The organism is Rhodococcus sp. F64268 (assembly GCF_023015605.1).
In the GTDB taxonomy this organism is placed as follows: domain Bacteria; phylum Actinomycetota; class Actinomycetes; order Mycobacteriales; family Mycobacteriaceae; genus Rhodococcus.
In genome coordinates this window covers 327,780-343,252 of the sequence record NZ_JALKAI010000004.1, presented here as the reverse complement: position 1 = coordinate 343,252, position 15,473 = coordinate 327,780, and the positions used below count along the sequence as shown (strand labels likewise).

Here is a 15,473-nt window from a genome sequence, read left to right as displayed (position 1 = left end):
ACTTCCGCGTTTGCGTATGAACAAGCGCGGATTACTTTACAACGCGTGGCCGCAGCCGCGGCCGCTATTCGGGGCTCGGGTCGGGGATCTCGTCCGGCTTGTATGCGGGAAGACGCGAAGCCGGGAGGATAGCGATAACGCTGATCCCCGCGAGGATCAGCAATCCGGTCTTCAGGGCCCTCAGTCTGGCATCGGTGTTGATCTGCACGGCCGCATCGACCACCTCCGGCGAGGCACTCGTCTCGCTGAGCACTTCGCGAAGCTGGTCGTTGCTCACGAAGTTGATGTCGTCGAGGTCGATCTCCGCAACGATGGACTCCGGGATCTCGACATCGTTGGCCACCGACTGAGCGACGTTCAGTCCGAGAAGCGTCACGAGCATCGCCCCCGCCACTGCGGTCCCGACAGCGGAGGCGAGATTCTGGGTCGTGCCTCGAACCGATCCCACATCCCCGGCCAGCTCTTTCGGCGCCGAGGTCACGAGCACGTTGAACACCAATGTGACCAACGCGCCCTGGCCCATGCCGAAGACGATCAGACCCACGATCGTCGGCAGGGTTTCCCAGTCGTTCGTCACGACGAAGGCAAGCCATACCAGCGCAACCGTGGTCAGGACGAACGAGAACATCCCGATGGCCCTTGGGCTGAACCGCTTGTAGAAGCGGATGATCAAGGTGGCCGTGACGAACACCGTCAGATTGAACGGCATCATTGCCAGTGAGGTGTCGAACGGCGAGCGTCCCTGAACGATCTGGATGTACAGCGGAACAGTGAAGTTCAACGCAGCTTCGAGCGCGACAACCACGAACATTGCGTAGAGGGCCGCTCGCTCACGCGACGAGCCGAGCACCGACAGACTGACCAGCGGGACCTTGCCGACCCGCACCCTGCGCCTGGTCCACAACAAGAATGCCTGGCCGAGAACGACACCGAGGACGATGAGGATCGGCGCCGGCGACAATCCGACGACATCGAACGGCGCTCCCTCACGGGCAATGAGCAGGCCCCAACCGTTGAGATTGTTGAATCCCAAGGTCAATACCACGATCGCGACACCGATCAGAGTCGCAGCGACGACATCGATCTCGACCGACGAGTTACCCCGATCCGAGCGGAGAGTGAAACTGAAGACGAACACCGCGACCGCAATGGCCAGCACGATCGCGAACACCGGCCGCCACCCCACGGTCGCGCCGAGCGCGCCGCCGATCAGGAACGCGCTCATCCCGGAGAACGCGCGGGCCGAGCCGAGTGAGCCGATGGCGGTCGCCTGCTGGGTGCCGTGATAGTTCTCCGCGATCAACGCGACGAGCGCAGGCACGATGATGGCTGCAGAAACCCCCGCGAGCGTCTGCGCGGCAATGACGAACTCCACCGTCGGCGCGAGGATCATCATCAACGACGAACCGCCGAATACGACAACCACGATGCGGAACACCAGGACCCACCCGAAACGCTGACCGAGTTTCGCGCCGAGCATCACCAGCGCGGCCACGCCGATCCCGTACATGACGATGGCGGTGCTCACCGCGGTCGGCGGCGCGCCGAATTCGTCGACCATGCCTCCGATCGACACAGGTAGCGCAGCGACGTTGAACGACATCAGGATCTGGCCGAGGAACAAACCGATCATCGGCAGCCACGAGTTGCGCTCTTCGACGCTCACGGTGTCCTGTCCGGTACTCATCACAAGAGCCCCTTCCGTGGAGAATGTGCGGCGGAAGCAAAGATGTTCAATCCCAGCACCCTCGACAGATAGCCGGTGGCCCGCTGCCCTCGAACACTGTTGCCCGCGGAGTCCAGGCGCGGTGAGAACACCCCGATTCCGCACTTGCCGGGCGCAATCGACACGATGCCGCCCGCGACGCCGGACTTGGCAGGCAATCCGATCTCGAAAAGCCACTCGCCGGAACGCTCGTACAGGCCCGTTGCAGACAGAACCGCGAGCGTGTCACGACACACGCCGGGCGGCACCACTCGTCTACCGGTAAGAGGATTGACGCCCCCGTCCGCGAGGGTTGCGCCCATGACAGCGAGGTCGCGAGCATCAACGTTCAATGAACACTGCTTCGTGTACACGTCGACCACCTCGTCGGGATCGAGCTCGACACGTCCGTAGCTCGCGAGCAACTGCGCAATGGCGCGGTTGCGCTGATTCGACTCGGCTTCGGACCTGTAGACGACCTCGTCCAGTTCCAATCGGCGCCCCGCGAACTCGGACAACCCCGTCAGGACGGCTTCCCATCGTTCATCCGCGCAAGCACCGGGCACGAGCGCTGTCGTTGCTATGGCCCCCGCATTGACCATGGGGTTCATCGGGTGCCCGTCGTTGAGCTCGATCGCGATAACCGAGTTGAAGGCGGCCCCGGAGTTGTTCACCCCGACGCGTTCGCGAACGAGCTCGTGACCGAGCTCCTGGCATACCAGGGCGTAGACGAATGCCTTGGAAATCGACTGGATCGAGAACTCGATACGCGTATCGCCCGACGAATGAACAACACCGTCCGTGCCCACCACGCACACACCGAATCGATCCGGGTCCGCCTCGGCAAGCGCCGGAATGTAGTCGGCCACCGCACCGTCTCGGAGGGTCCGGTAGCGTCGATGGGCAGCCTCGACGAGCGAGTCCACTTCGTTCCATTCGGGTAGCAACCCCGTGGAAACTTCCTGTGAGACGTCCGAGAGCCCGAGCTCCACTGCAATCCCTCCCCGGACCACCGTGTGTGACAAGCATTCTGTGGCACAAACAATCCTGGGTGGACTGTAGACGGAACGTACGCCGCTCGCGGGAAGCGCGCCGATCTTGGTCAGGAAATGGGGATTCGTTCAGTACACGTCGCGCACATAACGCTTCTGCGCGATGAGCCCGTCGATATACGCAGTCGCCTGGTCCTGGTCGAGCCGGCCGTGGGCCTGCACCACGTCACGCAGAGCGGTGTCCACGTCTTTCGCCATCCGGGCGGCATCACCACAGACGTAGAAGTGGGCACCGTCCTCCAGCCAGCGCCACAGACGCGCACCGTGTTCACGCATGCGGTCCTGCACGTAGATCTTCTGTCGCTGATCACGGGAGAAGGCGAGGTCGAGCCCGGTGAGGAATCCGTCCGAATGCATTGCCTCGATCTCATCGCGGTACAGGTAATCGGTCTCGATTCGCTGGTCGCCGAAGAACAGCCAGTTACGTCCCGTGTGGCCGGACTCTCGACGGTCGTGGAGAAAGGCACGAAACGGCGCGATCCCCGTCCCCGGACCCACCATGATCATCGGTGTATCCGGCGACGACGGCGGTCGGAAGTGGTTGCTGCGCTGCACGAAAATCGGGATGTCCGCGCCCTTGCTGTGGTCGGCGAGGAAACTGGAGCACACCCCTGCGCGGCCACGACCCGCGTTGTCGTACCGCACCACCGACACGGTCAACTGCACTTCACGAGAATTCACCTTGGGGCTCGACGAGATCGAATACATGCGGGGCTGGAGACGTTCGAGTAACGGCAACCATTCGTCCAGGGGTGCTTTGAAAGGATATTCGGCGATGATGTCCATCGCCTGCTTGCCCCACAGCCAACGCTGCAGTTCGAGCTTGTTGCCGGGGCGGAGAAGTTTCGCGAGTTCGGCGCTTCCGGTCTGGTGTTGCACGAACTTCAGCAGGTCCGGTGTCACCCGGGTGATATCGAGGTGCCGTGTCGCGGCCTCGCGCAGCGGGATCGTCGGGAGTCCCGGGATCTCGGTGGGTGCCTCCGCGTCGAGAACGGTGACCTGAAGCCATTCGTCCACGGTGTCCGGACGATTGGTGGGTACCACACCGAGTGCATCGCCCGCGCTGTATTCGAACGCAGGATCGAACAGTTCGAATCCGAATTGACGCACTTCCTTCGACGAACCCGCACCACTGAGGCAGGTATTGCGAGTGAGCCGCGTGATCAGCGGCGACTTCCGCGAGTAGGACGGTGCTGCCGGTACCGGTGCGACAGCAGGCCCTGCACGTCCCGGAGCGCCATCGAAGTGCAGCTCGATCTCGCTGAGCCACTGCGCCGACCGCTCCTCGAAGTCGGGCTCGCAGTCGACGCGGGAAACGAGAGCGGTTGCGCCGAGCTCGGCCAGCCGCTCGTCGAGCTTTCTGCCGAATCCGCAGAAGTCGTCGAAACTCGAATCGCCGTACGCAAGAATCGCATACCGCATTCCCGCGAGATCGGGAGCGTCGTCGCGGGTCAACGCCGCGAAGAAGGTGCTGCCGTTGTCGGGAGCGTCGCCGTCGCCGAACGTGCTCGCGACGACAAGCAGATTCGGGACATCGATCAGGCCTGCAACACCCAAATCGTTCAACGACATCGACCGCACTGCGCAGCCTGCAACTCGGAGCCGTGTGGCGCACGTTCCGGCGAACTCCTCGGCGTTGCCGGTCTGCGACGCCCACGCGACGACGACGGGTGTCCCTTCGCTTTCGCAGCCAGGATCGGTGGACTCGGGCCCTCGCGACCAGGCTCCTGCCAGCAGACCCTCGATCCATGTGCGCGTCGACGCAGAGAACGGCGCCGACGCAGGAAGCACCGGGACACCGCCGAAATCACTCGAACGAATTCCTGCGAGCATGCCGGACAGGTAGATTCGTTCGATCTCATCGAGCGGGGGCGCCTCGATATCGAGACCGATCGCCGACGCGACACGACTCGCGGGGTCGTCGATGACCTGTTCCGGCGAGTCCACCCTCGCCAACGCGACAGCACACACCTTGAATTCGGGCTGGTGAGATACGGGATCGGTTGCGTCGTTGGTCACGGCGTTGATCGCGAGGTCCTCGCCGAACTTGTCGTTCCAATGGAACGGTGCGAAGCAGTTGCCCGGGCCCACACGGTCGGTGACCACCGCGGGAAGCACCGCACGGCCACGACGCGAGGTGATCTCGACGCGATCGCCGGCGGTGATCGCCAGTCGCTGCGCGTCGTACGGGTTGACCTCGACGAACGGACCGGGCTCCAGCTTGTTGAGCTTGGCGACCCGGCCGGTCTTCGTCAGGGTGTGCCATTGATGCTGGACCCGTCCGGTATTGAGGATCAGTGGGTAATCGTCGTCGGGCAGTTCGGCGGCCGGGGCGTACGGACGCGGAAAGAAGCGGGCCCGGCCGTCCGGGGTGGCAAACACGTATCGGGGTGCGGTGCCGTCGTCGCGGACGAGCTGCGGCCGGACGGTGCCGTCGTTGAGATAACGGATGGGATTACGCGCGGCTCCTCCGGGCGGGCACGGCCACTGCACCGGAGTCCGGCGCAACCGGTCGTAGGTCACTCCACGCAGGTCGTATCCGGTGTCCGGGTTCGCGAATCCGACGATCTCCTCGAAGATCTCGTCGGCACTCGAGTAGTCGAAGGCGCTGCCGAATCCCATCGCGGCGGCAACCCGGGCAATGATCTCCCAGTCGGGAACAGCGTCGCCGATCGGATCGACGGCCTGACCGATGAGATTGAGTGTTCGGTCAGAACTTATTGTCACGTAGTCCGATTCGGACCACAGCGCTCCGGGAAGCAGGATGTCTGCGTAATCGGCGGTTTCCGTTTCGGCGAAACTGTCCTGCAGGATCACGAGTTCGGCCTTCTCGAGACCCTCGAGAACGGTCTTGCGGTTGGCGACGGTCGCTACGGGGTTGGTACAGATGATCCAGCAGGCCTTGATCCCCCCGGCAGCCATCTTCTCGAACATGTCGATCGTGCCGGTCCCCACCTCGGTCCGCAACGTGCCGCGGGGGAGGCCCCACCGTTCTTCGACGAAGACGCGATCCGCCTCCGAGAGCACACTGCGCTGTCCGGGCAGACCCGGTCCCATGTAACCCATTTCGCGTCCGCCCATGGCATTGGGCTGGCCGGTAAGGGAGAACGGGCCGCTGCCGGTCCGGCAGATCGCACCGGTCGCGAGATGGAGATTGCATATCGCGTTGGTGTTCCACGTGCCGTGGATGCTCTGGTTGAGCCCCATGGTCCAGCAGCTCATCCAATTGCCTGCCTCACCGATCCACTGCGCCGCGGTCCGGATGTCACTTTCGTCGATTCCCGTGATCCGGGCGACTGCCTCCGGCGGATAGTCGGCGAGGAATTCTTCCATCGCGACCCAGCCATCGGTGTGATCGTCGATGAACTTCCGATCCACGTGACCGTTTTCGACGATGAGGTGCAGCAGACCGTTGAGTAGGGCGAGATCGGTGCCGGGGGAGATCCGCAGGAACAGGTCGGCCTTGTCGGCAGTCGCTGTGCGGCGAGGGTCGACGACGATCAACTTCGCCCCGGCCTTGACACGATCCATCATCCGCAGAAACAGGATCGGATGGCAATCGGCCATGTTGGAGCCGATCACGAAGAACACGTCGGCGTGGTCGAAATCCTCGTACGAGCCGGGTGGTCCGTCCGATCCCAGCGACTGCTTGTAACCGGTGCCTGCACCTGCCATGCACAATCGCGAGTTCGATTCGATCCCGTTGGTGCCGATGAAGCCCTTCGCCAGTTTGTTGGCCAGGTACTGCGACTCGAGAGACATCTGCCCCGACACGTAGATCGCGACGGCGTCGGGACCGTGTTCGTCGATGATGGCGTTCAAGCGACGCGCGGTGTCCGAAATCGCGGTCTCCAACGCAACCGGGACGTGATCGGCACCGCGTTCCGGGCGTACACGTGCGGTCTCGAGTCGGCCACCTCCTGCGAGCATCGCGGCGCTCGTCGCGCCTTTCGTGCACAGCCGGCCCCGGTTGGTGGGGTGTTCCTTGTCTCCGTATGCGTCGAGCACACGGCGAGTCCCGGTGCTCGGGTCGACGCCGACCTCGAGGACCATCCCGCATCCCACACCGCAATACGAGCAGGCAGTTCTCACCAAGGCGCTCGTATCCTGCATTCCCAGCTCCTGCCCGGACCGTCTCGTGAATGGCCCGGTGTCCATGCTGCGGACACGGTGTTGCGGGAGGATCAAACGCGGTGAGCACACTGTGACATCTGGCTCACGAGTCCGCACAACCCGTGTGAGGAGCCGGAAACACTCACGCCTTCGGTTGCTGATCCCACCACTTCAGGAGCTCGGCCTCGGCCTCGTCCCGATCGAGCGGCCCGCGATCGAGGCGCAGGTTCTTGAGGAACTTCCACGCCTTACCGACCTGGGGTCCTGCGGGGATCCCGAGCAGTTCCATGATCGCGTTGCCGTCGAGATCCGGACGGACCCGTGCCAGGTCCTCCTGCTCCGCGATCACGGCGATGCGATGCTCGAGATCGTCGTAGGTGGCCTGCAACGATGCGGCACGGCGCTTGTTGCGGGTGGTGCAGTCGGCGCGCACGAGTTTGTGCAGCTTCGGGAGAAGGTGCCCGGCATCGTGCACGTAGCGACGCACCGCCGAGTCCGTCCACTGTCCCTTGCCGTATCCGTGGAACCGCAGGTGCAAGAACACGAGCTGACCCACGTCCTCGACCATCTGCTTGGAATACTTCAGGGCTCGCATCCTTTTGCGGACGAGTTTCGCGCCGACCACTTCGTGGTGGTGGAAGCTCACACCGCCACCCGGCTCATTGCGTTTGGTGCCCGGCTTGCCGATGTCATGCAGGAGCGCTGCCCAGCGCAGCACCAGATCCGGGTCGCCGTCTTCGAGGTCGATCGCCTGTTTCAGAACGGTGAGTGAATGCCAGTACACGTCCTTGTGCTGGTGATGCTCGTCGATCTCGAGTTTCATCGCCGGGATCTCGGGAAGCACACGCTGCGCAAGTCCCGTTTCGACCATCACATCGATGCCTTCGAGGGGGTAGGTACCGAGAATGAGTTTGTCGAGTTCGGCCTGGACGCGTTCGGCGCTGATCCGCAGGATCTCGTCGGCCATCTCGACGATCGCCGTGTGCACCCGCTCGGTGAGGGTGAATCCGAGCTGCGACACGAAACGCGCGCCGCGCAGCATCCGCAGTGGATCGTCGTGGAAGGAGTCCTCCGGCCGCGCCGGCGTGTCGAGCACTCCCGCGACCAGCGCATCCATCCCGCCGAGTGGGTCGACGAACTCGCCGGCACCGTCGCTGCCGATCCGGACTGCCATCGCGTTGACGGTGAAGTCACGGCGCACCAGATCGTCCTCGAGCCGGGTGCCGTACTCGACGATGGGATGGCGGGTCACACGGTCGTACGCGTCGCTGCGGAACGTGGTGATCTCGATCTGTTCGGGGCCCTTCGACGCGCTCACCGTTCCGAAGTCGATTCCGGTGTCCCACTGATGGTCGGCCCAACCGCGAAGAAGTTCCTGCACGAGTTCGGGGCGGGCGTCGGTGGTGAAGTCGAGGTCGGTGCCCAATCTCCCCAGCACGGCATCGCGAACACTGCCTCCCACCAGGTACAGCTCGTGCCCCGCCTCGGCGAAACGTGCCCCGAGAGGAGCCAGGACATCCGAGAGTGCCCGCAGCGTCGAGTCGGCGCTTGCGAGCAGTCGGGCGCGGCGATCGGCGTCCGCGGTGGGAGAGTTCACGCCTCCGGACTTTACCGAGCTGCCCGTGCTCCCGGTCGGACAGGCACCGACGTGTGGCCGAACCGGGCCCGAGGTTGAAACAGCACGGTGGCCGTTACAACTACTATCGATCAGGTGTCGCCCGCAGAACGTGCCAACCGCAACCGCCGCAATCCGCGGCGGCGCGGCTCGGGCGGCAAATCACCTGTGCGCGGAGGTGTGGCGAACCCGGCTTCGACGCCGCACTCGCGGATGCGCACCGTACGGGAGACATCCGCCGGTGGTCTCGTCGTCGACGGACTCGGCGGCCCACCCGATCAATTGTGTGCCGCGCTGATCGGTCGCACCGACCGCCGTGGCCGCCTGCTGTGGTCGCTGCCGAAGGGCCACATCGAGAAGGGTGAGACAGCGGAAGAGACCGCGATGCGCGAAGTCCACGAGGAGACCGGCGTGCGCAGCAAGGTCCTCACCGAACTCGGCAGCATCGACTACTGGTTCGTGACGGAAGGACGACGAGTCCACAAGACCGTCCATCACTATCTCCTCCGTTATCTCGGGGGTGAGCTCTCCGACGCCGACATCGAGGTCACCGAGGTGGCCTGGGTGCCACTGACCGAATTGCGGACGCGGCTCGCGTACGCGGACGAGCGGAAACTCGCCGATATCGCCGATCAGCTCATCGCCGACATCGACCCCGCCTGGCTGAAGGACGCCGACGATCCGGGGGCCGCGCTCGGATGACGGTGGTGTTCTCTCGGGCCTGCGCCGCGGTCCTCGCTGCGATTGCGCTGGCCCTCGTAGCTCTGGTCGGGCCGGTCCCCGGCTCCGCAATTGCCCAGACGACCGACGAACCACAGTTCCTCCGCCTCGACATCGACCAGGTCACCCCGTCGGCGGTGTCCCTGACCAGCGGTCCGGTCGTGTCGGTGACCGGCACTGTCACCAACATCGGCGATCGCGATGTCGAAGACGTCTGGGTGCGCCTGCAGCGTGCACAGGCCGTCGCGGATTCAGCGACCCTACGCAGCGCATTGACCCTTGATCAGGCCGGATACGACACGGTCGGGGAGTTCGAGGTGGTCAGCGATCGTATCGGGCAGGGAGACACCGAGGAATTCACTCTCGAACTGCCGCTTCGCTCCGATCTCGTCCCCTCCCTCGACATCGCCGAGCCGGGTGTGTACCCGCTGCTCGTCAACGTCAACGGTGTCCCCGAATACGGTGGCCAGGCGCGCCTCGACGACGCCCGGTTCCTGCTTCCGGTCCTGGGGGTGCCCGCCGCGGACGAGGTCGGTACCGGTACCGATGAGAGCACCGACACGAGCGGCGCCACCTCGCTCGGGGAAACGTCCGCCGAAGCCAGGGAGAAGGCATTCCCCGCGGTAGCACCCGAGGGGTCGACGCCCGTCCCGACCACCGTGCTCTGGCCACTCGCCGATCGACCCCGGATAGCAGCGGGAGTACCCGGATCGGCAACCGATCCGGTCCGTCTCGTCGACGACGATCTTGCAACCTCGCTGGCCGACGGCGGCCGTCTCGACGGGTTGCTCCGTGTCGCGGAAGAGGTCGTGCAGAACGAGCAGCAGGTCGGCGACGCAATGTGCCTCGCGATCGACCCGGACCTGCTGGTCACGGTCGCGAACATGACACGCGACTATCTGGTGGTTGCTGATCCCGCCGACCCGATCGGCGACGCAGAGCCCGGCACGGGCACCGACGCGGCGATCTCATGGCTGGAGCGGTTGCGGGCGCTGTCGGCGCGGATGTGCACGACCGCCGTGCCGTACGCCCAGACAGATCTCACGGCGCTCGCCGAGACCGGCGAGCCGTCACTGATCGAATCCGCGCTCACCTCGCCCACCGAGATCATCGACACGACCCTGGGTATCTCTTCCGTGAGTTCGGTGGTCTGGCCCGACTCCGGCGTACTCACCGAGAAAGCGGGCACGATGATCGCGGCGAACGGTCCGGTGACCGCGTTGCTCGCCGACGATGCCGTGCAGAACACCGATGCCGGCGCTGCGGGTGTCCGCATCAGCGGCGTGGACGGACTCACAGCGAGTCTGTTCGACAGTGCCGCGGGTGCTGCACTCGCTGCCATGGGCGACGATCCGCAGACACCCTCGTACGTGCCCGAATCGTCGCGCTACACACTCACCGACGATTCGACGACTGCCCGACTCCAGGACGCGCTCGGCGCCATCGCCTGGCCTGCCCTGAATTCGTCGTCGGAGTCGGCACCGTCGGCCGGGCCGGATTCGCTGGTGCTCGCGCCGCCACAGGTGTGGTCCGTATCCGCCGACGATGCTGCTCGGACCCTGTCCATGGTGTCGACCCTGATGAAATCAGGACTCGCAACGGCACAGTCGTTCCAGTCGATGCTCTCTGCCGCCGCTGCGACCGGCAGCGACCCGGTCGCGTCACTGCTGACGTATCCGGAACAGGCGATCACCGACGGTGCGCCTGCGCCGGTGGTTCACGAGGCCTCCGCACAGATGCCGCGTCTCGACGGGCTCGAGGACGCCTTCGTCGAAGACCCGCAGGCCCAGCTCACCCCGAGTGCGTTCACCGCGCCGCTGCGGAACGACATGCTGCGCTCGATGACGCTGGCCGGGCGGCGCGGCACCGATCCGGATGCGGCCGCTGCAGTTGCCGAGCAGCGAGCGACGGAGGTGCGCGAGGCCGTCGATCGGATGTTCGACTCGGTCACGGTGCTCGCGCCGGGCGGCGTCTTCACTCTCACGTCGGAGCAGAGCCCGCTGCTGCTCGTGGCCCGTAACGATCTCCCCGTGGGCATCAACGTCCGGTTGCACGTCGACGTGCCCGCAGCAATGGACATCACCGACATCGGCCCCACCCAGCTTCCGCCGAGAGGGAGTCGCACCCTCACGGTGCCTGCCGAGATCAGCGACTCGAGAAAGATCGAGGTCGAGTTCGCGCTCACGACCGAGTCCGGTCTGTCACTCGGCAGCCCCACGCAGGTCACGGTACGTTCCAATGCGTACGGCCAGATCCTCGCCATCGTCACAGGCTGTGCGGGAGCACTCCTGTTGTTCCTGGCGGGGCGGAGACTTCTGCACAGGTTCCGGGGGGAGCCGGATCCGGCCGATGAACGATTGGGAGAGAAATGACCGGGAACCCCACCCGTACCGGTGCCGGGGAGCATCAGGGGCCGACGAGTTCCCCGGATGTCACGGGTCCGACGACGTCTCCCGACCTCACCGGGGCGCCTCGATCCGGCAGGGCGCAGAGCCTGCTCGCCGCGACCGGGTCGATCGCGATCGCCACCCTGATCAGTCGCATCACGGGCTTCCTCAAGCAACTCCTCATTCTCACGTTGCTCGGCGCCGGGGTCGCGAGCTCGTTCACGGTCGCTCACCAGATCCCGAACATGATCTCCGAGCTCGTGCTCGGGGCCGTGCTCACCTCGATCGTGGTGCCGGTTCTCGTCCGCGCCGAACGGGAGGACCCCGACGGCGGTGAGGCCTTCATCCGGCGGTTGTTCACTGCCGCGCTGGTGCTCCTCGGCACCGCGACGGTGCTTGCCGTCGCAGCGGCCCCGCTCCTGACGACGCACGTCTTCCTCGACGATTCGGGGGAGGTCTCGACGTCGCTGACCACGGCGCTGTCGTATCTACTGTTGCCCGCGATCGTGTTCTACGGCATGTCGGGCCTGTTCACAGGCATCCTCAACACCCGGCAAGTGTTCAAGCCCGGCGCGTGGGCACCGGTGCTGAACAACATCGTCGTGCTGTCCGTGCTCGTTCTCTACTACCTGATGCCCGGCGAGATCACTCTCGACCCGGTACGAATGAGCGATCCGAAACTGCTGGTCCTCGGGATCGGGGTGCTGCTCGGTGTCGTCACTCAGGCCATGAGTCTGGTCCCCGCGTTGCGCAGGGAAGGCATCAACCTCAAGCCCCTGTGGGGGCTCGACGACCGGCTCCGCCAGTTCGGTGGCATGGCCGCGGCGATCATCATGTACGTACTGATCAGCCAGGCCGGCATGGTCTTCGCGACACGGGTGTCGTCGGGCGCCGACGAAGCAGGCCCCGCCATCTACAACAATGCGTGGCTGCTCCTGCAGTTGCCCTACGGCGTGCTGGGCGTCACCGTGCTCACCGCGATCATGCCGAGACTGAGCCGAAACGCCGCCGACGGCGACACACCCGCCGTCGTCGACGATCTCTCCGTCGCGACACGCCTGACGATGATCTCGCTCATCCCCATCGTCACCTTCCTCACGATCGCCGGACCCCAGATCGGCGAAGCACTGTACGGCTACGGAAACTTCGGTAGCGGCAATGCCGAGCTGCTCGGTCGCGCAGTGAGCTGGTCTGCGTTCACGCTCATCCCGTATTCGCTCGTGCTGATCCACCTCCGCGTGTTCTATGCGAGAGAGCAGGCGTGGACACCCACGTGGATCATTCTGGGCATCACCGCTGTCAAGATCGGGTTGTCGGCGCTGGCACCGGTCATCGCGAGCGACGGCAGTCAGGTCGTCGTCTTCCTCGGGGTCGCAACGGGTATTGCCTTCACGGTCGGCGCGTTCATCGGTGGATTCCTGCTGCATCGCACACTCGGCAACCTGCAGATGGCGAATGTCGGGCGGACTGTTTGGCACGTGGTGTTCGCGTCGGCTGCCGCTGCCGCTGTGGTGTTGCTCGCCGACACGCTGCTCCAGCTCGACGCACTGAGTGAGCGGTTCGGCGGTGTCGGTTCCTTTGTGCGGGTCGGCATCACCGGGGTCCTTATGGTCCTGGTCGCCCTCGTAGGCATGTGGTTGCTGAAGGTTCCGGAGATCCTCTCGATCGAAGCCATGATCCGTCGCAAGGTGGGTGCGCGGCGCGGCGACGCACCGGACGACACGCCGGGATCTGCCGACGCTCTTCCGACGTCACCGCCGCCGACCGGGCCACTCCCCGCCCCTCGCCGCCACGACTACCCCGAAACCGATGTGGAGCGCACCGTCGTGCTCCCACGTATCGACTACGGGGAGTACGGAGTCGGGCCGTACGACGCGATCACAGAGGTCATTCCCGCGGTTCGGGACTTGCCCCGTCCCGTCGATCGCCGGGCGCAACTCCCGTACCCTGGTCAACAGATTCGACCCGGGCGGCGTGAACCTCGATACTTCGTGGCTCCCGGCGATCCCCGCCTCCGTACGGATAGCGGACGAGTCGACAACGAAGGAGTAAGGGTGAGCGACGACCACGCTGCCGGCAAGTCCGCGCTCGATTCAGCGAACCGGAACAACACCGGCTCCGCTGCCGAAGGCTCGAAGGCCGCCGCCGGTTCGACGGGCGCCGCAAACCGTACCTCCGCGTCCGGGGCCCGGAACCCGGATGCCGGACGGCCGCGCGATCCCCACACCGACACGGGTGTCATCCCGATCGGTTCGCCGCAGCTGCCGCCGGTTCGGGTGTCGGGCAGCGCACCTCGTCGCACGATGCGCGGACCCGAGCTCATCGCGGGCGCATCGGTCGCGGGAGGACGCTATCGGCTGCTTGCTCCACACGGGGGAGCACGGGGACTGCGATTCTGGCAGGCGCTCGACGTCAAGCTCGACCGCGAAGTGGCTCTGACCTTCGTCGACGCCGACCAGCGCGCCGCCGATGCGAGCGGCCCCGATTCTCCTCAGGCCGTGCTGTCCCGCTCGCTCCGGCTCGGACGCATCAACTCGCCGGGTCTCGCACGAGTGCTCGACGTCGTCCGTGGCAGCTCGGGGGGCATCGTTGTCGCCGAGTGGACCCCGGGTCGGTCGCTGAAGGAAATGTCGACCACCGAGCCGTCACCGATCGGCGCGGCTCGTGCCGTGCGCGCGCTTGCCGCGGCAGCCGAGGCCACCCACCGCGGTGGCAGCGCATTGTCGATCGATCACCCCGACCGGATCCGCATCAGTGTCGCGGGCGACGCGGTTCTCGCGTTCCCGGCCACGTTCTCCGACGCCGACGCGATCTCCGACGTCCACGGCCTCGGCGCGACCCTGTACGGGCTGATCACCGGCCGGTGGCCGATCGACGAACCCGGTAACCCGGGTGCCCCCAAGGCAGCTCCGGCACGCGGTGGCGGCACGGTCGGCGGGATGCCGATCGCCGAGCGCGGTCCCGACGGTGTTCCCGTCGAACCTCGCGCGATCCGTCCGGATGTCCCCTTCGAGATCTCCGCGGTCGCGGTGCGTGCGCTGTCCACCGACGGTGGTATCCGGACGGCCGCGACGGTGCAGCACATCCTCGACCAGGCGTCGGTGGTCGACCAGAAGACCGACATGATCCCCGCGCTGCGGCTCGGGCAGCGAACCGCAGCCGCCGAGAGCCATGCCCTCGCCGACCCGGAAGCGCTCGCGCAGAAGAAGAAGCACTCCGAGCGGATGCTCATGGCGCTCGTCGGACTCGGCATCGTCACCGTGATCATCCTCGCGTTGATCGGCTGGTGGATCACCAATCTTCTTGCCGGCGATTCCAACGATGCCCCGTTGACGAGCCAGGAATTCGGGCTCACCCCGACGTCCGAGGCTCCGGTGGCCGCGGGCGCGGGTGAAGGCACAGAATCCGCGGCGCCGGTTGCTCCGGTGGCCGCCGGGCCGGTCGCCGCGACGTCGGTGGCGGTGTTCTCTCCGCAGGGCACCCCCGATTCTCCGGCGACCGCATCGCAGGCCATCGACGGCGATCCGAGTACCAAGTGGAGCACCGACGCCTACTTCGATCCGTTCCCGTCGCTCAAGAACGGTGTGGGCCTGCTGGTCACGCTTGCCGACACTTCCACGCTGTCGTCGGTGACCGTCACGACGGATTCGCCGGGAACGGTGCTCGAAGTGCGCAGTGCACCGTCGGCTCAGTCGTCTCTTGATCAGACCCAGGTGATCGGTTCTGCCACACTCGATTCGGGCGAGACCGAGATTCCGGTCGAGGCCGACGGCGGCACATCGCATGTGTTGTTGTGGATCACCGATCTGAGCACGAGCAGCGGCGGTCACAAGAGCACGATCTCCGAGGTCACCTTCACCGCGGCGAAGTAGGCCCCGCAC

The 15,473-nt window shown here is 65.5% G+C and carries 7 protein-coding genes; 3 read left to right on the top strand and 4 right to left on the bottom strand.

Annotation, left to right across the window (positions count from 1 at the left end; translation table 11 throughout):
* Positions 1 to 64: 64 nt before the first annotated feature.
* From MWU77_RS11925 to MWU77_RS11910, 4 genes are all read right to left on the bottom strand, one after another.
* The gene (locus tag MWU77_RS11925; protein ID WP_206040152.1) at positions 65 to 1,687 is read right to left on the bottom strand and encodes an MFS transporter; all 1,623 of its coding nucleotides are present in this window, start codon (positions 1,685 to 1,687) and stop codon (positions 65 to 67) included.
* On the bottom strand, positions 1,687 to 2,697 hold the full coding sequence (gene glsA / locus MWU77_RS11920) for a glutaminase A (protein ID WP_169689061.1): 1,011 nt from the start codon (positions 2,695 to 2,697) through the stop codon (positions 1,687 to 1,689). Before glsA ends, MWU77_RS11925 begins: the two co-directional genes overlap by 1 nt.
* 129 nt (positions 2,698 to 2,826) lie before the next feature.
* The gene (locus tag MWU77_RS11915) at positions 2,827 to 6,870 is read right to left on the bottom strand and encodes a bifunctional nitrate reductase/sulfite reductase flavoprotein subunit alpha (RefSeq protein WP_247273774.1); all 4,044 of its coding nucleotides are present in this window, start codon (positions 6,868 to 6,870) and stop codon (positions 2,827 to 2,829) included.
* A 142-nt stretch (positions 6,871 to 7,012) separates the two neighbouring features.
* A complete protein-coding gene (locus tag MWU77_RS11910) occupies positions 7,013 to 8,467 on the bottom strand; it encodes a CCA tRNA nucleotidyltransferase (RefSeq protein ID WP_169689063.1) in 1,455 nt (484 codons plus the stop codon).
* 114 nt (positions 8,468 to 8,581) lie between these two features.
* Here MWU77_RS11910 and MWU77_RS11905 point away from each other — a divergent pair, with 114 nt between their 5' ends.
* The 3 genes from MWU77_RS11905 to murJ are packed head-to-tail and all read left to right on the top strand — an operon-like array spanning position 8,582 to position 15,464.
* Positions 8,582 to 9,187, top strand: coding sequence for an NUDIX hydrolase (locus MWU77_RS11905; RefSeq protein WP_247273773.1), 606 nt, complete (start codon positions 8,582 to 8,584; stop codon positions 9,185 to 9,187).
* Positions 9,184 to 11,577, top strand: coding sequence for a glycoprotein (locus tag MWU77_RS11900; protein ID WP_247273772.1), 2,394 nt, complete (start codon positions 9,184 to 9,186; stop codon positions 11,575 to 11,577). The genes MWU77_RS11905 and MWU77_RS11900 overlap by 4 nt, the downstream gene beginning before the upstream one ends.
* Complete coding sequence (gene murJ, locus MWU77_RS11895) at positions 11,574 to 15,464, top strand: murein biosynthesis integral membrane protein MurJ (RefSeq protein ID WP_247273771.1); 3,891 nt, start codon at positions 11,574 to 11,576, stop codon at positions 15,462 to 15,464. The genes MWU77_RS11900 and murJ overlap by 4 nt, the downstream gene beginning before the upstream one ends.
* Positions 15,465 to 15,473: the final 9 nt, after the last annotated feature.